The 20,896-nt window shown below is 48.7% G+C and carries 18 protein-coding genes; 12 read left to right on the forward strand and 6 right to left on the reverse strand.

Features of this window, described 5'->3' with window-relative positions; all coding sequences use genetic code 11:
* Nucleotides 1-12: 12 nt before the first annotated feature.
* Complete coding sequence (locus ACN0YH_RS26615; protein ID WP_417382640.1) at nucleotides 13-957, reverse strand: sigma-70 family RNA polymerase sigma factor; 945 nt, start codon at nucleotides 955-957, stop codon at nucleotides 13-15.
* Between the two features lie 245 nt (nucleotides 958-1,202).
* Here ACN0YH_RS26615 and ACN0YH_RS26620 point away from each other — a divergent pair, with 245 nt between their 5' ends.
* Complete coding sequence (locus ACN0YH_RS26620) at nucleotides 1,203-2,081, forward strand: helix-turn-helix domain-containing protein (RefSeq protein WP_417382641.1); 879 nt, start codon at nucleotides 1,203-1,205, stop codon at nucleotides 2,079-2,081.
* 2 nt (nucleotides 2,082-2,083) lie between these two features.
* Here ACN0YH_RS26620 and ACN0YH_RS26625 read toward each other — a convergent pair whose 3' ends face one another.
* Complete coding sequence (locus ACN0YH_RS26625; protein ID WP_417382642.1) at nucleotides 2,084-3,898, reverse strand: arylsulfatase; 1,815 nt, start codon at nucleotides 3,896-3,898, stop codon at nucleotides 2,084-2,086.
* Between the two features lie 184 nt (nucleotides 3,899-4,082).
* Between ACN0YH_RS26625 and ACN0YH_RS26630 the strand changes: the two genes are divergently transcribed.
* Nucleotides 4,083-4,535, forward strand: a complete 453-nt coding sequence (locus tag ACN0YH_RS26630) for a VOC family protein (RefSeq protein ID WP_417382643.1) — start codon at nucleotides 4,083-4,085, stop codon at nucleotides 4,533-4,535.
* A gap of 5 nt (nucleotides 4,536-4,540) precedes the next feature.
* Here ACN0YH_RS26630 and ACN0YH_RS26635 read toward each other — a convergent pair whose 3' ends face one another.
* The gene (locus tag ACN0YH_RS26635; protein ID WP_417382644.1) at nucleotides 4,541-4,906 is read right to left on the reverse strand and encodes a cupin domain-containing protein; all 366 of its coding nucleotides are present in this window, start codon (nucleotides 4,904-4,906) and stop codon (nucleotides 4,541-4,543) included.
* A 171-nt stretch (nucleotides 4,907-5,077) separates the two neighbouring features.
* Here ACN0YH_RS26635 and ACN0YH_RS26640 point away from each other — a divergent pair, with 171 nt between their 5' ends.
* Entirely contained in the window at nucleotides 5,078-5,728 is a 651-nt protein-coding gene (locus tag ACN0YH_RS26640) for an FMN-binding negative transcriptional regulator (protein WP_417382645.1), read from the forward strand.
* Nucleotides 5,729-5,816: 88 nt separating this feature from the next.
* On the opposite strand, the gene rny is transcribed toward ACN0YH_RS26640, so the two are convergent.
* Nucleotides 5,817-7,364, reverse strand: a complete 1,548-nt coding sequence (rny, locus tag ACN0YH_RS26645) for a ribonuclease Y (RefSeq protein ID WP_417382646.1) — start codon at nucleotides 7,362-7,364, stop codon at nucleotides 5,817-5,819.
* A 992-nt stretch (nucleotides 7,365-8,356) separates the two neighbouring features.
* On the opposite strand from rny, the gene tilS reads away from it, so the two are divergent.
* The 6 genes from tilS to ACN0YH_RS26675 all read left to right on the forward strand — a co-directional run bounded on the left by tilS (nucleotide 8,357) and on the right by ACN0YH_RS26675 (nucleotide 16,140).
* Nucleotides 8,357-9,421 (forward strand): tRNA lysidine(34) synthetase TilS, encoded by a 1,065-nt coding sequence (tilS, locus tag ACN0YH_RS26650; protein ID WP_417382647.1) that lies wholly within the window; start codon nucleotides 8,357-8,359, stop codon nucleotides 9,419-9,421.
* A 282-nt stretch (nucleotides 9,422-9,703) separates the two neighbouring features.
* Nucleotides 9,704-11,257, forward strand: a complete 1,554-nt coding sequence (locus ACN0YH_RS26655) for an MFS transporter (protein WP_417382648.1) — start codon at nucleotides 9,704-9,706, stop codon at nucleotides 11,255-11,257.
* A 239-nt stretch (nucleotides 11,258-11,496) separates the two neighbouring features.
* Entirely contained in the window at nucleotides 11,497-12,726 is a 1,230-nt protein-coding gene (locus ACN0YH_RS26660) for a threonine synthase (RefSeq protein ID WP_417382649.1), read from the forward strand.
* 42 nt (nucleotides 12,727-12,768) lie between these two features.
* Nucleotides 12,769-13,719, forward strand: a complete 951-nt coding sequence (locus tag ACN0YH_RS26665) for a hydroxyacid dehydrogenase (protein WP_417382650.1) — start codon at nucleotides 12,769-12,771, stop codon at nucleotides 13,717-13,719.
* Nucleotides 13,720-13,737: 18 nt separating this feature from the next.
* Complete coding sequence (locus tag ACN0YH_RS26670) at nucleotides 13,738-15,204, forward strand: MFS transporter (RefSeq protein ID WP_417382651.1); 1,467 nt, start codon at nucleotides 13,738-13,740, stop codon at nucleotides 15,202-15,204.
* Between the two features lie 75 nt (nucleotides 15,205-15,279).
* Nucleotides 15,280-16,140, forward strand: coding sequence for a sulfite exporter TauE/SafE family protein (locus ACN0YH_RS26675; protein WP_417382652.1), 861 nt, complete (start codon nucleotides 15,280-15,282; stop codon nucleotides 16,138-16,140).
* Here the strand turns inward: ACN0YH_RS26675 and ACN0YH_RS26680 are convergent.
* Both ACN0YH_RS26680 and ACN0YH_RS26685 read right to left on the reverse strand, forming a co-directional pair.
* A complete protein-coding gene (locus ACN0YH_RS26680; RefSeq protein WP_417382653.1) occupies nucleotides 16,103-16,798 on the reverse strand; it encodes a TIGR04282 family arsenosugar biosynthesis glycosyltransferase in 696 nt (231 codons plus the stop codon). The genes ACN0YH_RS26675 and ACN0YH_RS26680 overlap by 38 nt on opposite strands.
* Complete coding sequence (locus ACN0YH_RS26685) at nucleotides 16,762-17,523, reverse strand: TIGR04283 family arsenosugar biosynthesis glycosyltransferase (RefSeq protein WP_417382654.1); 762 nt, start codon at nucleotides 17,521-17,523, stop codon at nucleotides 16,762-16,764. Before ACN0YH_RS26685 ends, ACN0YH_RS26680 begins: the two co-directional genes overlap by 37 nt.
* A 226-nt stretch (nucleotides 17,524-17,749) precedes the next feature.
* Between ACN0YH_RS26685 and ACN0YH_RS26690 the strand changes: the two genes are divergently transcribed.
* The 3 genes from ACN0YH_RS26690 (at nucleotide 17,750) to ACN0YH_RS26700 (ending at nucleotide 20,789) form a co-directional block, all read left to right on the forward strand.
* The gene (locus tag ACN0YH_RS26690) at nucleotides 17,750-18,928 is read left to right on the forward strand and encodes a methyltransferase domain-containing protein (protein WP_417382655.1); all 1,179 of its coding nucleotides are present in this window, start codon (nucleotides 17,750-17,752) and stop codon (nucleotides 18,926-18,928) included.
* Nucleotides 18,929-18,978: 50 nt separating this feature from the next.
* Entirely contained in the window at nucleotides 18,979-20,025 is a 1,047-nt protein-coding gene (arsS, locus tag ACN0YH_RS26695; protein ID WP_417382656.1) for an arsenosugar biosynthesis radical SAM (seleno)protein ArsS, read from the forward strand.
* A 494-nt stretch (nucleotides 20,026-20,519) separates the two neighbouring features.
* Complete coding sequence (locus ACN0YH_RS26700) at nucleotides 20,520-20,789, forward strand: hypothetical protein (protein WP_417382657.1); 270 nt, start codon at nucleotides 20,520-20,522, stop codon at nucleotides 20,787-20,789.
* Nucleotides 20,790-20,896 lie beyond the last annotated feature (107 nt).

Consider the following 20,896-nt stretch of genomic DNA (forward strand, 5'->3'; position numbering starts at 1 on the left):
AACTGATTGAACCTAATCGCAAACCAGATCACGAATCAGGTCCAACCGGGTCCCTTCTGCGACGGCTCTGAGCTTGGCGACTGCACGCTGTTCGAGTTGTCTCACACGTTCTTTGGAAATTCCCAGCTGATCAGCCAGTTTCTGAAAGGTCAGGCTCTTTCGATGTTTCCCTAATGCAAACCGGCTTTTCACAATCAGCTGCTCGCGTTCGTCCAGAGTATCAATCGATTCATTGAGCAACTCAGAAAGTTCATCCCAGGTTCCCGTTCCCATCAGTGGGTTTTTGACCTGCCCGGTCTCTTCCATGGAACGTTCTGGTGGCAGCTGTTTATACTTTGCACGTTCTTTTCTGTGATTGGCAATTTTCCGATAGGCGTAATTGGAAATCGCATGATATGCATAAGTGCTGAAACGAAATCCTCGCGAATAATCAAACTTATCGATCGCTTTCAATAAAGTCAGACAGCCATCGCTGAAAAGTTCATCAAAAGAAACACCGGTTGTCATACACTTCTTTACGATAGATACTACCAGACGCATGTTCCGACGCAAGATTTCATCACGAACGAGTTGTGCTTTATGTAACAGCTGCTCGACACGATCAAGTTGATCTTCTGTAACCCACTCGGGATTCAGCTGTGAACGAAATTGATTCGCCCTATATTTAAGATAATTCAAACGGCGAAACAGGTTTTGCTCCTCTTCAGCAGAAAGCACCTCGGCACGACACAGCCGTGAGATTGTTGTACTGCTTCCCGGTACGCTTGTCATTTGAGAATGATTAAGCCCTGTATCGCTTGAACTGGTATCAAAGTCCCCCAGGATTTCAGTTTCTGCAGTGGCGTCGCTGAAACACGGATTCGAAATAAACTCGATTTCCTGATCAAGCAATTTGCGGGCACGACTGGATAATGAATCTTGATCACAAACATCATATTCTTTTGAACATACGATCATGGCTTTGTTCCAACTAAGAGAAATCGTTCATTACGTTCTAAATAAACTATATCCATGTTAGTGCTGGAGAACAACCACAAATTCGTTCAAAACGTTCATTTTAAACTATATAGTTCTATCCCAAGTAATAATAAATACTTATAGATTATACTCTTGTCAGATGCCCTGCTGTAAACTAAGATTTTGATATCCAACAGATCAAAAACAAAACAAATCGACCATATCGTTCAAACAAAGAGAGTAATATGAACGAATTTTTGACTCCGAAACAGGTATCCCGCGCGATACAGGTCAGCGAATCCTCAGTCAAACGCTGGTGTGATAAAGGGATCATTCCGACGCAATACACTGGAGGAGGTCATCGCCGGATTGCGCTCTCAGAACTGATCGAATTCCTCAGATCCAGTAAGCATCAGCTGATTCGTCCTGAGGTACTCGGACTTCCCGCCACTACGGGTCAAACGGTCTGGGTGATTGACCGAGCCACCGATCAATTTACGGACGCACTCCTGAAAGGGGATGAAGAACAGTGTCGTCAGATCATCCTCGACCTCTACCTGGCTGAGCATTGCATCAGTTCCATCTGTGATCTGGTATTTGCCAAAGCATTTTCGATCATTGGCGATCGCTGGGTATGTGGAGATGCAGAGGTTTATCAGGAACGGTATGGCTGTGAAGTTTCCTTACGGGTACTTCATGAATTACGGACATTGATTCCGCATCCTCCAGCAGAGGCTCCCGTGGCAATCGGAGGGACACCAGAGGGTGATCTATACAGCCTGCCGACAACCATGGTCGAACTGGTTTTGAGGGACACGAAATGGAATGCGCTCTCACTGGGAACAAACCTGCCATTTGCAACCCTGGGAGCCGCGATCAAGCAACACCGCCCCCGCATCTTCTGGCTCAGTGTCAGCTATATCAAAAAAGAACCAGAATTCATTCAGAAATATACAGAACTTTATGATGAGTTTGGCCTGGATGTGGCATTTGTGGTGGGGGGCCGTGCCATGACGGAATCGATTCGTCAGCAGATTCAATACTCGGCGTTCTGCGATAATGTGCGACACCTTGAATCATTTGCCCAGACTATTCTGAATACGACGGAAAAACACTCGGATTGAATTCAGTCTGCCTGGCGTTCTACATAAACGTAGTAGGCCCCGCAAATCTCTTTCCCCTGCTCATCCAACATCCAGGTATTCAGCTCAACAGGCCCCTGCTCCAGAGTCGTGGAAAAAGTAATTGACTCCTCTCCTGAGTCTGGCGCTGCAGTCTTGGTGTAGGATCCAATTCCGATTTTTGCTTTGGCAATGGGTAAGGCAACCCCTTTCGCAAGCCGTCCATCGGTCACTTTCAGTGAAGGAGTTCCCTCTGCCAGCTGCAAACCACTCTCGCGTGGCCAGCGGCGCAGCTCGAACTCATAGATACCGGGTTGATCCACCATTAAGTGCCATGTGCCATTTCTCCTGACTCCTCGACGCACCTGTCCCTGCTGATCGACAAATACATCCAGCCATTCACATGCTGTCAGCATTGCTGGATTCTCTGAAGAATGTCCGATGACAACCCGTTGAGGGACCGCGACTGTGGGCTGTAGTTGCTCCCACCATTGATCCAGATGTGCCTGCATAGCTTTAACAACAGCCGGATGTTCTGCAGCGACGTTATTCTGCTGAAGCGGGTCCGTCGTGAGATCATAGAGTTCCCGGTTCTCCAGCCAGCGCCACCGCTTCCATAGAACAGCAGCCCCCTCTTTACGGGGTTGCGAAAGATACATGCTTTTTTTATTTCCAGGGAAAGGCATACGACTGTAATCGATAACCAGCATCCTGTCAGGCAGCGACTTGACTGCGTCTTTTAACCTGGGTACCAGGCTGATGCCATCCAGTTCAGGAATTGAATGAGGTACGTCACAAAGATCTGTCAAAGTTGGCAGCAGATCCTGCACGTGGGTCAAGTCATTCAGATCACGAGGCGGTCCCAGTTCACCGGACGGCCAGCGGATAAAACAGGGAACACGATGCCCGCCTTCCCAGAGCGTCACTTTTTTGCCTCGCATGCCTGCATTGAAATAGTCTGGCCCCATCGTACTGCCATTGTCGGTTAGAAAGATAACAATCGAATTATCAAACAAATTAGAATTCCTGAGAACCTGATCCAGGTCACCGATATTCTGATCAATATTCGCACACATGGCGAGATAGCTGACCAGGGTCTTACGTTTTGCTGGTGAGAGATGAGCGACCAGGGCTTCATTTTTCTCGATTGCCGCTTCAATGGGTCTGCGAAACTGGTCGGGGACAAAATGAGGGCCATGAGGTGCATTTAAAGGCAGATAGGCAAAGAAAGGTTTTGAAGACTTCGGCGAACGTATCCAGGCGGCCATTTCTCGAAAAAACACATCAGTGCAATACCCCTGATATTTTTCTTTTTTACCGTTATGTGTGTAGGTATCTTCGAAGTAATCATTATTCCAGAAATCAGGGACTGCATTAATATGAGAAGAGGGAAACCAAAGCGTCTCCTGAAAACCCCGATCTTCCGGGCGAAACGGATAATTATCGCCTAAATGCCATTTTCCGAATATCCCCGTCCGATAACCGGCTGCCTGAAACAGATCGGCAATTGTTTTCAGTTCGGGTCTCAAAAGTGTGCGTCCGCTGCTGACATTCATCGCACCATTTCGAAACGCATCCAGACCAGTCATTAACTGCCCTCGCGTGGGCGTACACATGGGAGCGACATGAAAATCAGTCAGCCGAATACTCTCTTTGGCCAGTCGATCCAGGTAAGGCGTCTGTAAAATCGGATTTCCATGGCAGGAGAGTTCACCGTAACCCTGGTCATCGCTCATGATCAGTATCACATTCGGGCGAGAAGCGGCATCGATTGAATTGATCGACAGCAGTAGAACACTGATAATGAACGGCAATCGCATTGGAATCTTTCCTTAAAAAGAAAGTAAGCAGCTGTCAGCATTCAATCGACGTAAATTTTGAAGTTACTGATACTGTCCTCGCGCTCTCGATTGTATAATGAACTTTTACCAGCATCAAATAGTGCTTCTTGAGAATACACTCTTTTCAGGTTCAACTTCAATAAACCCGAACAGGAGATGAACAATGACAACTCCCTATGTCCCCAAAGGCTATCATACCATCACCCCTTACCTGCTCGTTGAGGGGGCAGCCAAAATGATCGAGTTTCTGCAAACGGTGTTTGATGCGACCCCCGTTATTATTTCACATCATGGCGACAAAATCGGACACGCCGCACTGCAGATTGGGGATTCCATGCTGGAAGTTGCAGACGCCTGCGAGGAATGGGGGCTGACTTCTGCTGCCATTCATCTGTATGTGCCAGACGTCGATGCAACTTACAAAAAAGCCGTTGAAGCCGGCGCAAAAGGTTTACGCGAACCCACTGATATGTTTTATGGAGAACGGGGAGCCTCCGTCAAAGACCCCTATGGAATTCAGTGGCACATCGCGACTCAAACAGAAGAACTCACAACGGAAGAACTACACCGCAGAGCAGAAGAATTCAAAGCGCAACAGACACAGCAAAAACAATAAGCGGCTCAGGCGTCATCGTCTGAAACCGGAATGTATTTGTTAAACAGTTCAGCATAGTCTTCGCGGACCGGACTGAACACATCCAGTACAACAGCAGGACCGTCGACGGCGACTGCCTGGTGAGGTGTGTTGGGAGGAATAATAAACATGGCCCCCGCTTCGACGACCCGGACTTCGTCGCCCATTGTCAGTTCCAGTTTCCCTTTGAGCAACATTCCCCCCTGCTCGTGGGGGTGATGATGCAGGGGAACAATAGCGCCCTCATCCATTTCCAGATAAGACAGCATCAGATTTTCCCCAAAGGGAGTTCGCATTTTACAACCGGGAAGGACTTCCAGTGGTTTAACGGAATTAATATCGATGAATGGCATGTCAGAATCACTCCTTTATTTGATAAGACGCCTGCTGATCTGAAAGACAGCTCTCTTCTCAAAATAAAGAATTCGTATCAGAATTGATAGTCAGACGAACCTGCTGGAATCTTCAAATGTCTTAACCGGCCGGCAGTGAACTTCGTATTCCCCCCCTGCAGGACGACCGCTATGTATGTACCTTCTTCGTTTGCTGAAACTGATTTGAATACCCTACATCGATTTATCGAACGGCACAGCTTCGCCACCCTGGTCACGCATGCAGGCGACTGCCCTTTCGCAAGTCATCTGCCACTGCTACTGGATCGATCAGAGGGAGAATTCGGTCAGTTAATCGGCCATCTGGCAAAAGCCAATACACAGGCAGATCAGCTCCAGAGCGTAAGTCCGTTGGCGATCTTCCATGGCCCGCACGCCTATATTTCTCCAACCTGGTATGAATCGGACCACACAGTTCCTACCTGGAATTATCAGGCGGTTCACGTTTATGGTTCCTGCACGCTTGAGACTGATCCCGCTCAACTGAAACAGATACTCAATCAGTATGTAGCATTCTATGAAGCAGGTCAGCCTGCACCATGGTCGATACCAGATTCGGACGCTGATTTTGTCGATTCATTATTACCGGCGATTGTCGGCTTCAGAATACAAATTGAGCGGATCGAAGGAAAATTCAAACTCAATCAGAACCATTCTGCAGAACGCCAGCAGAAAGTCATCAATGCACTTCGACAGCAGACTGGTGAAAACCAGCAGGCAATCGCTGCTCAGATGCAAGGCAATCTGCATGAGACTGGAAACGACACGCCCTTCCGTTCCTAGATCACATCACATTTAACCTTAGCGTCTCTCAATCTATTATACTCGGTCCAAATGGACCTGGAGACGCTACAGTAAAACTGGACACAGTCTAACGTGCGTACTCCACAGTCCTCGCTTCCCGCATGACAGTCACGCGAATCTCACCTGGATAGGTGAGTGTGTCTTCAATTGCCTTGGCGATATCTTTACACATCTTTGCCGCTTCGCGGTCATTTACCTGATCCGAATCAACAATGACCCGAACTTCACGCCCGGCCTGAATGGCATAGGTATGATCGACTCCCGGAAAACCACAAACCAGCGTTTCCAGTTCTTCGAGACGACGGACATATTTTTCGAGTGTGTCACGCCGAGCACCAGGGCGCGAGGCAGAACAGGCGTCTGCAGCTGCCACAAGTACGGTGTAGATATAATCAGGACGAATATCATCATGATGGCCGGCTGCAGCGTGCACGACTTCCTGTGATTCGCCATAGCGTTTCAGTAACTGAGCGCCTACAGCCGGATGGCCACCTTCCATCTCGTGATCCGCTGCCTTGCCGATATCATGAAACAGGCCACATCGTCTGGCGATCGTCCCATCCAATCCCAACTGTTCTGCCATCATGCCGGTGAGAGCAGAGACCTCAATGGAGTGCCGCAGCACATTCTGACTGTAACTCGTACGGAAATGCAGTCGCCCCAGCAGATCGATCAGTTTGGGGTTCACGTTGGAAATATTCACTTCCTGACAGGCGTTCTGGCCCATCGTCTGAATATATTCTTCCAGTTCTTTCTGTGTCTCTTCAACGACTTCTTCAATCCGGGCAGGGTGAATCCGTCCGTCGTTGACCAGTTTCTGTAACGACATTTTACCGATCTGTCGACGGACATTATCAAAAGCAGAAACCACAACCACCCCGGGAGTATCGTCCACAATCACATCAACGCCGGTCGCTTTTTCAAAGGCACGGATGTTGCGTCCTTCACGTCCGATAATCCGCCCTTTCATTTCTTCCTCAGGCAGCTCGACTGTGGAGACGGTGGTTTCCGCCACATGGCCGGAAGCAAAACGCTGCACCGCCATGCCAATCGTCTCGCGGGCGATTTTATCACAAGTCTGCTTCAACTCGTTCTGATGCTTCATAATCAGGGCACCAGTTTCGTTTTTCAGGTCATTATCCAATCGGTCCAGCAGCATCTGGGACGCAGTCTCCCGGTCCAGGCCACTGATCTTAAACAGTTCTTCCTGTTGTTTCTTCAGAGAACGTTCCAGTTCCTGCTCGCGTGCTTCAACCGCTTTGGAGCGGGCAGCGAGCTTTGACTGTGTGGTCTGAATCATTGCCTCTTTTTTAAGAAAATCAGCCTGCTGATCTTCCAGTGCATTCTCGCGTTTACTGAGCTTCTTCTCAACGGACCACAGCTCTTCGCGTTGCTTATTCACTTCTTCTTCGAGTGCTTCACGGCGTTTGAGCAACTCTTCTTTGGCTTCCAGCTTCTGGCTTTTGAGCAGGTTTTCTGAATCCAGTTCGGCCTGTTTCAGAATCTGAGCATAAGACTGGTAAGCTGATCCGCGACGGATCCGATCGATGAAATATCCAATGATGACCCCGACAATGAACGCCAGGGTCGCTCCGATAGCGACTTCGGTTAACATATCCCAGGTGCTTCCTATGCGCCTATAGTGAAAGCCCCTTTCCTGCCTGATACCATTTGGCGTTGGCATTCGACAGAGACAAAATTGCATCTCCCTGAACTCACCCGAAAGTGTTTTCAATCAGATCAATACAAATCATGTTGTCAGGAATTTCATGGGAATGACAGGAGCGTCAGTGAGTTTCCCGATCTGTTATGCCTGATAAAAGAAATGAACTCAAAGGCATACCGAAATCTCAAGCAGTCCAGAAAAAAAGATAATACGCTTTCAACAAACATATGGCCCGTGCTTTTTACTGCTTAACGACGCTTAAAGCACCATCGGTCAGAGCGCACCTTCACTGGTACACGTAACCGTTGCTCGATCCCCAGACAAGACAAGACTCGACGCATCAATTCATTTACCTCTGTCTGCTGAGTCAGAGACTCAACTTGCGGATAGAAATCCCTCGCAGAACGAGTCGATTTCCGTGGTTGCATCAGCGTCGGCAATACGCGTACCGCTCGAGTGAGCAGGACAAAAATTGCTAAAATTGTCTCATTGAGAATACCAGACATTGTTGATTCTCCAACTCAACTGAAACCAGGACTACTTTAGAAACTCTTAAATCACAAACAGCACTCCACTTCAATTAAGTGAGAATACCCGCTTGCGACAATGCTCCCTGTCAAACTTAGAAATGCCGAAAGGAAACCTAAAAATAAATAAACAATGAAACTATTATGAAAAGCAACCTTCATAACATCCAGAAAAAAACAACAAACATCTGCCAATTCGTAAAGTTCAATCACCTGCGAAAAGGGAGCTGAGTGTGAGTGTAACTCGAATGAGAATGGAAACTTCTCGTAAAATTCCTTTTTTATGGTAACAAGACATTTCTGGTTTCGATAGTATATAGTCAGAAATATTGCCCGAAAGTCAAATCTCGATCTGACACCCGCGGGGTGCTTCGTTATAGACTTTAAACCCGCTTTGCAGAACTCCCGTTTTCGATGAATCAGTTTATCCAGGCCGTGAAACGCGGATTGCTAACCTGCCAGTACGGGATTCAGGTCGATTCAAGCCTTGCCTCAGATATTCATTCACATCAAAAATTGTCTACGCAACGCCTGTTGATTGCCGTGTCCGGCGGTGCAGACAGCATGGCTTTATTGCGAGCACTACAGTGTCTGGCCCAGTCTGCAGATTCGCTAATTGCTCCTGAAGCACTGGTTGTTGCCCACCTGAATCATGGCTTGCGAGGAACCGACTCCGATGACGATACAGAGTGGTTGAAGCAGGAATGCCAGCGTCTCTCACTCCCCTGTATCACTGAGAAACAGGAACTGAAACAGAGTTCCGATTCTGGACTGGAAGAACAGTGCCGCATCGCGCGTTACGATTTTCTCTCACGCGTCGCTTTATCAGAACAGTGTTCGCAAATTGCGGTTGCGCATACTCTGGATGATCAGGCTGAAACCGTTCTGCATCACATTATCCGCGGGACAGGCATCACGGGGCTGAGAGGTATTCCACGAACCAGAGCATTAAAGCAGGGATTATATCTGATTCGTCCCCTGCTACACGTCAGCCGCGAAGAAATACTCACATTTTTAAACACTTGTGAGCAGGACTTCCGGAATGATGAAAGCAATGCGGACACCAGCTTCACCCGCAATCGGATCCGACATCAACTGTTACCTTTATTAAAAAAAGAGTTTAATCCAAACGTCGTGCAATCCCTCCAGCGCCTGTCCCAGCAGGCGGAAGAAGTAACCTGTGTCATCAATGCAGAAGTCGAGCAGATATTGAATGCTGCTACCCTCGATCGGAACCAGGAAACCTGGCGGCTCGACTGCCAGCTACTGCAAAACAGTCCCGACTATCTTGTTCGGCAGTGTTTCCTGAAGATCTGGCAGGAAATGAGTTGGCCTCGTAAACGCATGGGATTTGATCACTGGCAGCGGTTAGTGGAACTGACACAGACTGGTCAAAAGTTAAGCCTGCCAGATAAAATCGAAGCCGAACGCCGAGACAAGCTGCTGATTTTGCGTAAGTGGAATGACAGCCATCTGTGACGCGCAGCGAATCTGATAAACATTCACATTCCTGCATACGTGTTGTGGAAATCTCGATCCGGGTTGGTTAGAATCTGGCGTTGCTGATACTGATAACGGCCTGTTCATCGAGATCTTTACAGTCTCACGAACGGTCGTCATGAGTTACTGTTGTGTGATCAAGACCATTCAAAGCTTCCATTCCTGATCTGCATTCGATCGATCCGCCTTTGAATTACCAACTCTTGCAGAACACGTTGCACCTAAATCACTCGCCCTCATTCATTCAAAGAAGTCGCAACTATGAACAACAATAAACCACTGTTTATTGCGAGTTTTATGACACTCATCGCCGCCGGCGTGGGGTTTGCCATTCGTGGAGGTATTCTGGCTGATTGGGGAGCCCAGTATGGGTTTACCAAATTTGAACTGGGAACAATCACTGGTGGCGGACTGGTCGGTTTCGGAATCGTGATTCTGCTAGCCAGCCTGATTACTGACAATGTCGGTTATAAACCGATCCTGCTGCTGGCATTTATTCTGCATGTTCTCTCTGCATTGATCACGTTCGCAGCCACACCGGTTTTCGAAGCCGCTGGTAAAGATGCCACTTACTGGTGTCTCTATATCGGTATGTTTATGTTTGCTGTGGCTAATGGCCTGTGTGAAGCAGTTATTAATCCACTGGTGGCCACACTCTATCCTCATAAGAAAACTCATTACCTGAATATCCTGCACGCTGGCTGGCCCGGTGGTTTGATTGTGGGTGGGATCGTCGCCGCCATTTATGCCAAAATGAAGTCAAGTGTGCCCGGCCTGCGATGGGAATATCCCATGGCAGTCTTTCTGATCCCGACCCTGATTTACGGTTTCATTGTCATTAAGCAAAAATTTCCGCTTTCCGAAGCGAAGTCGGCTGGTGTCAGCTTCGGGCAAATGTTGATGACATTCGCCAGCCCATTGCTGATCTTCCTGCTTTTATTGCAGGCCTGTGTTGGTTATGTAGAACTGGGTACGGACAGCTGGATTGCCAGTATTACGGAATCCATTCTGGAAGGTCAGGGGCTGCTCCTGTTTATCTATGCATCTTCAATCATGTTCGTCCTGCGTTTCTTTGCCGGCCCGATTGTAGAAAAAATCAACCCACTGGGCCTGCTCTGTATCAGTGCCTGCTTTGGGGCTGTAGGGCTCTACATGATCGGAACGTTCGAAGCAGCCGTTCTTGTCTGGCTGGCAATGACCGTTTACAGTCTGGGCAAAACGTTTCTCTGGCCGACCATGCTGGGGGTAGTCGGAGAGCGGTTCCCTAAAGGGGGGGCTTTGACCATGGGCGCCATGGGAGGCATCGGAATGTTGTCTGCCGGTCTGCTGGGGGGACCGGGAATCGGTTATAACCAGGATTATTACGCAACTCAAAAACTGGAACAGCTCTCTCCGGAAGCTTACGAACGCTATGCCGTTGCCGACAAAAGTTCCTTTCTTTTCTTACCGGAGATCAAAGGTCTCGATGGATCTAAAGTGAGTGTCCTCAAGAATGATGGTAAGGATTTGACTGAAGCAGTTGAGATACTCAAAAAGGAAAACAAAAAAGATCCAAGCCTTACAGCACTGGACCAGTGGTGGCAGGGAGCTGAAAATTTTGCGAAGGAAGATAAACCAGATGTGAAAGAGGCTGGAATTTTCGGCGGTCGCATGGCACTGAAATGTACGGCCCTCGTCCCGCTGTTCATGGCCTTTGGTTACTTTATTCTTGTCTTGTACTTCCGCTCCAAAGGGGGATACCAGGTTGAGGTACTCCATGGCGAACCGCCGGTGGGTGAACACTATACCGGGGGCGTGGAAGGGCCTGTGGAATAATAAACCATTTGGATGAAATAAATGGAACGGCTGCCCGCCTGCGGGTGGTCGTTCTTTCATTTTGCTTCCCACCTGAAATAAAACAGATTGTCAGGACTCAGAACCACCAGAGGAAAACGAATTCACCAGATTCAAAAGGTTGACATTCAAGCCAATAACTGGATAACAGAATCATCGTTCCGCGTAAAATCAACAGAATTATCACTACCATAAAATGATCTGATAACAGGTACGCTCCCATGGATAACCCATTTCCCGAAGCTCAAACATTTGTCACGCATCTTGAGTGTGGAATGCACCATGATCGTTATGAAGCCGACCAGTTGCACGGACTTTCCAAAGCGGGGAAACCTCTGCTGGTTAAATATGATTTAGAGGCGCTCGCCCAGGCAGTCACAAAGGAAGAACTGGCTGCCCACCCGGCCACCCTCTGGCGGTATCGTGAATTTCTTCCGGTGCGCAAATCAGAAAACATTGTGAGCCTGGGGGAAGTTCATACTCCCCTGATTCCCGTTCCCCGCCTGCAGGGAGGCAATGGCACAGTCTGGATTAAAGATGAAGGCCGCCTCCCCACAGGTTCCTTCAAAGCCCGCGGGCTCTGCATGGCAGTTTCGATGGCAAAAGAGCTGGGCGTCTCCAAAGTCGCGATGCCGACCAACGGCAATGCAGGAGCCGCGCTGGCCGCGTATGGAACCCGCGCCGGCATGAAGTCCTATATTTTCTGCCCGGATGATACCCCGGAAATCAATGTGCGCGAAATCGCCGCCCAGGGGGCCCAGGTCTGGCGGGTGAATGGTTTGATCAATGACTGCGGCAAGATCGTCGGTCAGGGTAAGGAACAGGTGGGCTGGTTTGATTTTTCAACCCTGAAAGAACCGTATCGCATCGAAGGGAAAAAGACGATGGGACTGGAACTGGCCGACCAGATGGGCTGGGAGGTTCCCGACGTGATTTTATATCCGACCGGTGGCGGGACCGGACTGATCGGCATGTGGAAGGCGTTTAACGAACTCAAAGCGATCGGCTGGCTGAAAGGCAAACTGCCCCGCATGGTCGCCGTTCAGGCATCTGGCTGTGCTCCCATGGTCAAAGCCTACGAAGCCGGCGAAGAACACGCAGAACTCTGGCAGAACGCTCATACGGTTGCCGCCGGAATTCGCGTCCCGGTTGCAGTAGGCGACTTTCTGATCTTACGAGCCGTCCGCGAAAGCAATGGTTTCGCGACAGCCGTCGATGATGAACTGATCACCGCCGCGCTGGATGAATGCTCCCAGAAGGAAGGGTTCCTGATGTGTCCGGAAGGAGCTGCGACTTACGCCGCCTACAAACAGGAACTGGCCTCAGGCAGAATCAGCCCGGATGAGAGTGCCGTGCTGTTCAATTGTGCCACCGGTTTGAAATACGAACTCCCTCCAGCCGACCAGTCGATCGACATTCATCAGCCGATCGATTACTCTCAATTTAACTGATCCACGCTGTAGTTGTAAAACGATATTGCAGGAAGAAGTGACATGAGCGATGTTCTGGTAACAGAGAATATTCAAGGCGTGTCCATGAATCGTCTCATCCAGGAGCACGATGTCGAGTTCGATGCCTACCTGTGGCAGAACATCGATCTGCTCAAACAGAAAATCTCAAATACCAAAGCGCTTATCGTCAGAAATCAGACGAAAGTCAACCGCGAATTGATTGATGCAGCCCCTGAGCTGAAGATCATTGCCCGGGCCGGGGTAGGACTGGATAATGTGGACACAGACTATGCCCACAAAAAGGGGATCGTGGTCTGCTTTACCCCGGATGCGAACTCGATCTCGGTTGCTGAACTCACCATCGGACTGATGCTGGCTTTAATGAGAAAAATTCCGGAAGCACGCCAGGACACTCTGACAGGAGGCTGGAATCGCCTCAAATTTACCGGGAGCGAACTCTACGGAAAGTCATTCGGGCTGATCGGCATGGGACGGATTGGTTCTCTCACTGCAGCACGGGCCAAGGCTTTCGGAATGAACATCCTTGCCGCCGACCCGTTTCTAAAAGCAGATGCGCCCCAGTTGAAAGGGCTAAATGCCAGCCTGCTTTCGCTCGATGAGCTGTTGGCTGAGTCAGATGTCGTCTCCTGCCATAGCCCGCTGACTGCTGATACACGCAAAATGCTGACTTATCAGCATTTTAGAAGAATGAAACCGGATGCGTTTTTCATCAATACCTCGCGCGGGGAAGTCGTTGATGAACGTGGTCTGACCCAGGCATTGCTTGAGCACAAACTGGCAGGCGCGGCTTTGGATGTCAGAGAAATAGAACCCCCTAAGCATAGCCCCTTGAACCAGATGGAAAATGTCATCTTAACGCCCCACATCGCTGCGTTCACCGTTGAAGCACAGGACCGGGTTGTCGATTCCGTCTGCGAAGACGTGCGTCTGGTGTTGAGCGGAAAAAAAGCAATCAATGTTTTGGAACCTTAAATCGAGAGACACAGCCTGATGCAGAACGAACTCAAAGAAGATAAATGGTATCACGGCATTTCGCGGTATCAGTGGCTCGTTTTGACAATCGCCTCACTCGGCTGGGTCTTCGATGTATTTGAAGGACAGATCTTCGTCGCCAGCATGAACGAGGCGATGCCTTCTCTCATTGAAATCGAACCACTGGATGAGGAAGCCCAAAACGATCCGGCCGCCGTGGAGAAACAACAAGTCGAGATTAAGGGTCGGCTGGCTGTTTACAATAATATCGCGCTGGGAGCATTTTTGATTGGCGGCGCGCTGGGAGGCATCGCATTCGGTGCCTTAAGCGACCGGATTGGTCGCAAAAAGACCATGTCGTTGACGATTCTGTTTTACTCATTCTTTACCTGCCTCTCTGCGTTTTCACAGGAATGGTGGCAACTGGCCGGTTTTCGATTTCTGGTTGCGCTCGGCGTAGGCGGGGAATGGGCGGTCGCGAGCACCCTCGTTGCCGAATCATTTCCCCCCAAAGCGCGCGCCCGGGTAGGCAGTATTTTCCATGCTTCCAGTGTTTTTGGAACTTACCTGGCGATTTTGGCAGGCGCGTTTATCATCGGTAATGAAAGTATTCAGGAATATGCCGAAAAAGTCGACTTCCCCAGTCTGCCCTGGCGGATTGGATTTGCGTTAGGGGTTGTACCTTCGTTCCTGATCATCTGGATTCGCCGTTCCATGAAAGAACCGGAATCCTGGCAGCACGCTCAGGAAGCAGCGAAACAGGACAGCAGTCAGAAGATGGGGACCATTGGAGATCTCTTTCGACCAGATTTTTTAAAGAGCACCTGCATTGGTGTTTCACTGGCTGCCATTGGCCTGGCCACCTTCTGGGGAGTTCATATTTATGGTAAAAATGCGTTTTTAAATTCTGTCACTGCCGACTACGTCGCGGAACACTTTGAAGGTCAGCCTGATGTAACCCCGGAACAGATTAAAGCATTCAAAAAAGAGCCTCCTGTGGCAATCAAATCCCAGTTAAAGAAATGGGAAATGCTGGGAATGTTCCTGGCGACGACAGGAGGAGGCCTCGGATTATTGGCGTTTGGACCGATCTGCGAATGGGTCGGACGACGGGGTGCGTTTTTTCTGTTTAACGTGGGAGGCTTAATCAGTTCGGTTTTACTGTTTAACGTATTTGAAGGCGCTGTTGCTATTGGCTGTTTCCTGCCCATATTTGGTTTTCTGACGCTGGGAATGCACGCCGGCTATGCCATTTATTTCCCCGAACTTTACCCCACACGTCTGCGGGGAACCGGAACAGGGTTCTGTTTCAACGCAGGCCGCATCCTGGCAGCCCCCATTCTATTTCTTGCCGGCTGGATGCAAAGTGCAACCGTGGGCTTGACTCTGGCACAAACAGCAACGACCCTAAGTATGCTCTATATCATCGGTGCCATCCTGCCTTATTTTGCGAAAGAGACAAAAGGCAGCGCTCTGATGGAATAACCCTCCCCGCCGCGTTCAATCCCGCTTCACAGAGTCATGCATCTGTTGTGACTCATTATGACTTGTATAAAAATAATGATGTTTTCTGATCCACAATTGTGGTTTTTTGTAATTTCTGTCGTCTTTCTTTCTGCATTTATTCAGGGAATAATCGGGTTTGGCTATGCCATCGTCGCGATGGCAGTACTCCCCTTAATGCTGGATTTTCGCGAAGCGAATCTTTTGGTGGCTTTGAGTATTGTCTTGCCGGTCATCTGGATCTTCTGGGCTTATCGGAAACATTCAAATATCAGGGTCCTGCTGGGAGCTATCCTGGGATCACTGGTGGGGCTGCCTCTGGGACTGTTGACGTTTACTCTGATCGATCTGGATTACCTGGTGCGTGGCACAGGGCTCGTAATCCTGTTGATTGTAATCGACGGATTTTTCCAGAAACCAGTTCAGACAGAAACCGGACCTCAACAGGCCTCTCCCCTCTGGAGTACGTTTGCCGGCTTATGTAGTGGCTTCCTGGCTGGCTCAACCAGTATTGCTGGACCTCCGATCGTAATTTATGCCATTCGACAACCCTGGACCCAGGATCAATACAAAGGCTTCATCTTCGGCTTCTTCATTTTAATCTCCATTACACGCGTGATTGGCTTAGCGTTAATGGGACTGGTTACGACGCCTGTGATCCTGACATCCGCTATTGTGATTCCGTTTGTGATTGTGGGAATGGCACTGGGCACCTTAATCGGCCCCCGAATCAATCCTGTCATTTTCAAACGCTGCCTGCTGATACTGCTTGCAGTCAGTTCGCTGTATATGGTCATTCAGGGAAGTGCTGGTGAGAAGGAATTAGAACCAGAGTTGTCCTATAGTCCCGCTCCGCAACTACCAGCATCCAGCAGCGGAACTAATCTGACTGCGTTTCCCATTCCTGAATCCAGTTGAGGACCTGTCGTTGTTCTTCCAGCCAACCTTCGCCTGTTGATAATTGCCGAGCTACCAACGGCAGGTCCTGTATGGTATCCACATCACTCAACTCAGGCAGCAGATGAATTTCCCCCAGCTCCTGAATCTGTTCCCGAAGTACGCACGCAGTGTTCTCAATACTGTAAGGCACATTCAGCCAGATCTTTGAATCGAGTGCAATCTGACTGCCAAACAGGTAAAAGCCCCCATCACAGGCAGGTCCAATTACAAACTGCGGCGTATCGCTTTCCAAAGCCAGAAACTCTACTGCTTCATGAAGTAAATTTACCGGTAGCTGCGGCGTATCAGCGCCCAGGAAAATGACAAAATCAAAAGAAGCAAGCAACTGCTGTTGTACATGTGCCAGTCGGGCACCTAAGCCCCCTGTTCCTTGATCAATTGTTTCAAACTGACTCCAGAGCGAATGCTGGACTGCCTCTGGTTCGGCGACTGCCCAGAATGGAGTCACGAGTTTCTGTTGCGAGACTTTCTGCACGACAGCTGCGACTGCTTTTGCCGAAAGTACATGAAACTGCTCTGCACGCATCGTCCCAACCGATTGTGCCAGCCTGGTCTTCAAAGGAGAGTAACCCGGAGTCTTTACGAAGACGGCGACTGCGCCTTGCCTTTGCAGCATTTTGAAATTCGATCTTTTAACAGAAGTAATAACTGCGGAATCGCTTGCTTTAAAGTGAGCCAGAGATGCCTGACTGTCACTCTTAGCCAGCCCTGCTCTCGATATTTTCGAGCGCTGGTTTCGATTTCTGCGCCTGTGCACCTGAGAAGTATTCCCTGTCGCCTGGCAGCCCAGACCAGCAGATGATCTTCACCATAGGCTGCCTCTTCATTAAACCCCTTGAGCTCCCGAAACAAAGTTTGAGGCAAACAGAACCCCTGGTCACCGAAGGGGATTCCCAGAAGATGCGAACGAAAATAAACACCCCAGGAGTTCAGTTGCATCAACAAAAAACTCTGATCCCGGAACTTCAAGTTAAAATAGAGTAAGGCCTCCGGATAGGCATCCAGGGTTTTTAACAATTGCTGGACAGCTGAATCACTTAATCGAGAATCGGCGTGCAAAAATAATAGAGACTCAGATTGAGCGAGCATTGCACCATGATTCATCTGGATCGCCCTGCCTCTGGTTGTACAATGCCAGTGGCTGCGGTTGTTTAACCCGTAGGGAATGAGTTGATCCTGAAACCCTACCGGAGCCAAACCGGTTGAAACAAACAGGAATTCAGTAGATTCAGGAAAGGCGACCAGATCTGCCAGCAAAGCCTGCCAGCTGTCATCTCCCTGTAAAATTGGAATAATGACAGAAATCGAGCAGATGGATTTCCTCTGATTGATGTTACTCATTTTTTAAAACTTAAACTGCAAATGTAATACGTTTCACAGTACTTGACTTCCATAGTAGTACATAATACGAACTCCCAAAAGTAATGCTCATTCGGAAACGCAATGTTTCTGAAATTCACCGACTGGGTTATACTGGAATATCTTCAGTTATTATTACAATCAACAACTGTTTTCGTCAGGAATTCAATAGAGAAACCAACCGGACTTTAAAGGAACCTTGATCAAGATGAATTCTGTCAATACGCAGTCGCCAGCCAGTGAAGAAGAATCAGTCTATGCCCGTTATGCGAATGCCGCTCACCAGGCTGAACCGGCCCTGTGCTGCCCTGTTGAATACAATCAGGAATATTTATCGATCATTCCAAAAGAAATCCTGGAAAAAGATTACGGCTGTGGTGATCCGACCCCTTATCTCTCGCCGGGCGATACCGTTCTGGACCTGGGTTCAGGAGGAGGCAAGATCTGCTATATCGCTTCACAGATAGTGGGGCCTTCTGGAAAAGTAATCGGAGTAGACTGCAATGCGGAGATGCTGGCTCTAGCCCGCAAATATCAACAGGAAGTCTCAGATAAGCTGGGATACTCAAATGTTGAATTTCGTAGTGGGCTGATCCAGGACCTTAAACTGAACCTGGAACTGTTGAATCAGGAATTGTCAACCAGCCCGGTCGACAGTCAGGCGCGCTGGCTGGAGTTACGAAACCTGGAAGAGCGACTGCGACAGGAGTCTCCACTGATCCCGGATGAATCGGTTGATTGTGTGATTTCAAACTGCGTATTAAACCTGGTACGTGAGAGTGATCGCAGCCAGTTGCTGCAGGAAGTCTTTCGAGTTTTAAAACGAGGCGGAAAAGCGGTCATCAGTGATATTGTCTGTGATGAAATCGTTCCTCCCCATATGCGTCAAGATCCTGCGCTCTGGTCAGGATGTATTTCTGGCGCCTTCCAGGAAGCCGCGTTCCTGAAAGCTTTTGAAGACGCAGGTTTTCATGGGATCGAAATACTGAAGCGAGAAGAAACCCCCTGGCAGACTGTGGAAGGTATTGAATTTCGATCGATGGTTGTCTCGGCGTATAAAGGTAAACAAGGTCCCTGCCTGGAACGAAATCAGGCGATGATCTATCGCGGACCGTTTAAGAAAGTCGAAGATGACGATGGCCACACCTATCTTCGTGGGCAGCGGATTGCCGTCTGTGATAAAACATTTCGATTACTGCAGGCTGCACCTTACGATGGCCAGTTTATTCCAGTCAAACCATATCAGGATATTCCCCTGGAACAGGCGCACGAGATGGACTGCCGGCGGAATGCGATCCGCAGTCCACAGGAAACCAAAGGCAAAAACTATGATCTGACTACTCAGATTATGGATGACTGCTGCAGCCCTGACAGTGGTTGCTGCTAGTCTTTGTTTTTCGAAATTGGATTCCGTTTAAACTCAACTCGGGAAGACTGATGCCTCCTCTCACCCTGCTCAGACAACACAGTAAACTGGCCGATCCGCGTGAACAACTGCGGATCCTCAATGAACGTTCACAACAGCCGACGTTTGAGAAAAAATTAGAGCAGCAGCAGCTCCCAAGCCTGCAGGCGACAAAGATTGATACATTGCAGGTCAACCTGGGCAAACTCTGCAACATGACGTGCGAACATTGTCATGTCGATGCGGGTCCTGACCGCAGAGAAATCATGACAGCTGAAACCGTGCAGGAGTGTCTGCAAGCCTTGCAACATCCCGCGTTTCAGATACTGGATTTAACCGGCGGTGCGCCGGAAATGAATCCACAGTTTCGAGAGATGGTGAGCGCCGCCCGTAAGCTGGGTAAACGTGTTATTGACAGGTGTAATCTGACGATCTTGCTCGCCCCCGGTTTTCAGGATCTATCAAAATTCCTGGCAGAACATCAGGTAGAAATCGTGGCCTCACTTCCCTGTTACCTGCAGGAAAATACGGATGCACAGCGAGGCAATGGTGCTTTCCAAAAATCAATTGACGCACTGCAGCGTTTGAATTCACTCGGCTATGGAACTCCAGACTCAGCATTGAAGTTAACGCTGGTTTATAATCCGGTCGGTTTTTCACTACCGCCTGATCAATCGGAACTGGAAGCCGCTTACCAACGCGAGTTGAAAACACGGTTTGATATTCAGTTTACAAACCTGATCACCATCACCAATATGCCGATCAGCCGTTTTTTGAGTGAGCTGATCCAGCAGGAACAGTTTGAAGAATACATGGAGCGTCTCGTGAGTGCATTTAACCCGGATACGGTGTCCGGGCTGATGTGTCGTTCGATTCTCTCAGTCGACTGGGAAGGATATCTTTACGACTGTGACTTTAACCAGATGCTGAATCTGCCGATCACCGTGTCGGAACGGAGACACATTCGTGATTTTAATTATCATGATCTCGTCGACAGAAATATCAATTCCAGCCAGCATTGCTATGGCTGTACGGCAGGGGCCGGATCAAGTTGTGGTGGAGCCATTCAAAACCCCTGACGCATCATACCTGCTTCTGGATTGACTGTTTTAGCCAAGCCTCTTTAGCCAGGCCTCTTCACAGCTGATTCATGAAACCAGTGTAAAGAATTGATGAAGGCTCCTGACAGCATCCAAAACCCAGTTTGGAACCTGACTGGCAGTGAAACTATTCAGGCTATCACTATTCGTTTTCAGAAAAAACTGCTGCGCCCCGGGAGCATCTTTTTCCCGCTGACAGCGAAAAACCACGCTTTTTTCCTCATGTGTTTACTGCACGCAGACGGAAATAGAACTATATATTTCCAGTTCTTTTTTTTTCGCACTTGACAAAGTATTTTAAATATAATAATGGAAACATTCTGAACAATATATTTCCCTTTCAAAAGTTGAAATAGTTCTCCCCGAATGTTAATAAGATCCCACGATTGGATGTTGACATCGGGCTTTTATGCTCTGTAAAAATCGTATAGAAATTTGGAAAGATTGCACAAAGAAACGACGAGGATTTAACTGTGTTATTAATTGATTCACCCCTTATCGAATCCCCCGAAAAATTTGATCCATTTACGGAAGAAACCCCTATTGTTTTCTTTTCACTCGATGATGATGAAGAAAATATTGGTTTCGATGATCTGGAAGACATCGACGATGAATTCGACGATGACGAAGACGATTTCGATGATGATGACGAAGAAGAAGAAGAAGAAGAATTCGATGACGAAGATGACGATGAGTTTGACGATGAATTCGATGATGAATTTGATGACGATGACGCGTTTTAAAATGATCTACTGCTAGGTAGATCGACTCGCCATTGAATCGACTCAAAGGCGAGTTTCACCCCCTCTTCTCTGTCCGCACTATGCGACGATCCACCCGCCAATCACCT

The sequence above is a fragment of the Gimesia sp. genome (genome assembly GCF_048262075.1).
Lineage (GTDB): Bacteria > Planctomycetota > Planctomycetia > Planctomycetales > Planctomycetaceae > Gimesia.

Excerpts from the sequence above, each read along its gene's own strand:
- ACN0YH_RS26615 (WP_417382640.1), bottom strand. The coding sequence starts at position 957 with ATGATCGTATGTTCAAAAGAATATGATGTTTGTGATCAAGATTCATTA.
- ACN0YH_RS26620 (WP_417382641.1), top strand. The coding sequence starts at position 1,203 with ATGAACGAATTTTTGACTCCGAAACAGGTATCCCGCGCGATACAGGTC.
- ACN0YH_RS26625 (WP_417382642.1), bottom strand. The coding sequence starts at position 3,898 with ATGCGATTGCCGTTCATTATCAGTGTTCTACTGCTGTCGATCAATTCA.
- ACN0YH_RS26630 (WP_417382643.1), top strand. The coding sequence starts at position 4,083 with ATGACAACTCCCTATGTCCCCAAAGGCTATCATACCATCACCCCTTAC.
- ACN0YH_RS26635 (WP_417382644.1), bottom strand. The coding sequence starts at position 4,906 with ATGCCATTCATCGATATTAATTCCGTTAAACCACTGGAAGTCCTTCCC.
- ACN0YH_RS26640 (WP_417382645.1), top strand. The coding sequence starts at position 5,078 with ATGTATGTACCTTCTTCGTTTGCTGAAACTGATTTGAATACCCTACAT.
- rny (WP_417382646.1), bottom strand. The coding sequence starts at position 7,364 with ATGTTAACCGAAGTCGCTATCGGAGCGACCCTGGCGTTCATTGTCGGG.
- tilS (WP_417382647.1), top strand. The coding sequence starts at position 8,357 with ATGAATCAGTTTATCCAGGCCGTGAAACGCGGATTGCTAACCTGCCAG.
- ACN0YH_RS26655 (WP_417382648.1), top strand. The coding sequence starts at position 9,704 with ATGAACAACAATAAACCACTGTTTATTGCGAGTTTTATGACACTCATC.
- ACN0YH_RS26660 (WP_417382649.1), top strand. The coding sequence starts at position 11,497 with ATGGATAACCCATTTCCCGAAGCTCAAACATTTGTCACGCATCTTGAG.
- ACN0YH_RS26665 (WP_417382650.1), top strand. The coding sequence starts at position 12,769 with ATGAGCGATGTTCTGGTAACAGAGAATATTCAAGGCGTGTCCATGAAT.
- ACN0YH_RS26670 (WP_417382651.1), top strand. The coding sequence starts at position 13,738 with ATGCAGAACGAACTCAAAGAAGATAAATGGTATCACGGCATTTCGCGG.
- ACN0YH_RS26675 (WP_417382652.1), top strand. The coding sequence starts at position 15,280 with ATGATGTTTTCTGATCCACAATTGTGGTTTTTTGTAATTTCTGTCGTC.
- ACN0YH_RS26680 (WP_417382653.1), bottom strand. The coding sequence starts at position 16,798 with ATGCTGCAAAGGCAAGGCGCAGTCGCCGTCTTCGTAAAGACTCCGGGT.
- ACN0YH_RS26685 (WP_417382654.1), bottom strand. The coding sequence starts at position 17,523 with ATGAGTAACATCAATCAGAGGAAATCCATCTGCTCGATTTCTGTCATT.
- ACN0YH_RS26690 (WP_417382655.1), top strand. The coding sequence starts at position 17,750 with ATGAATTCTGTCAATACGCAGTCGCCAGCCAGTGAAGAAGAATCAGTC.
- arsS (WP_417382656.1), top strand. The coding sequence starts at position 18,979 with ATGCCTCCTCTCACCCTGCTCAGACAACACAGTAAACTGGCCGATCCG.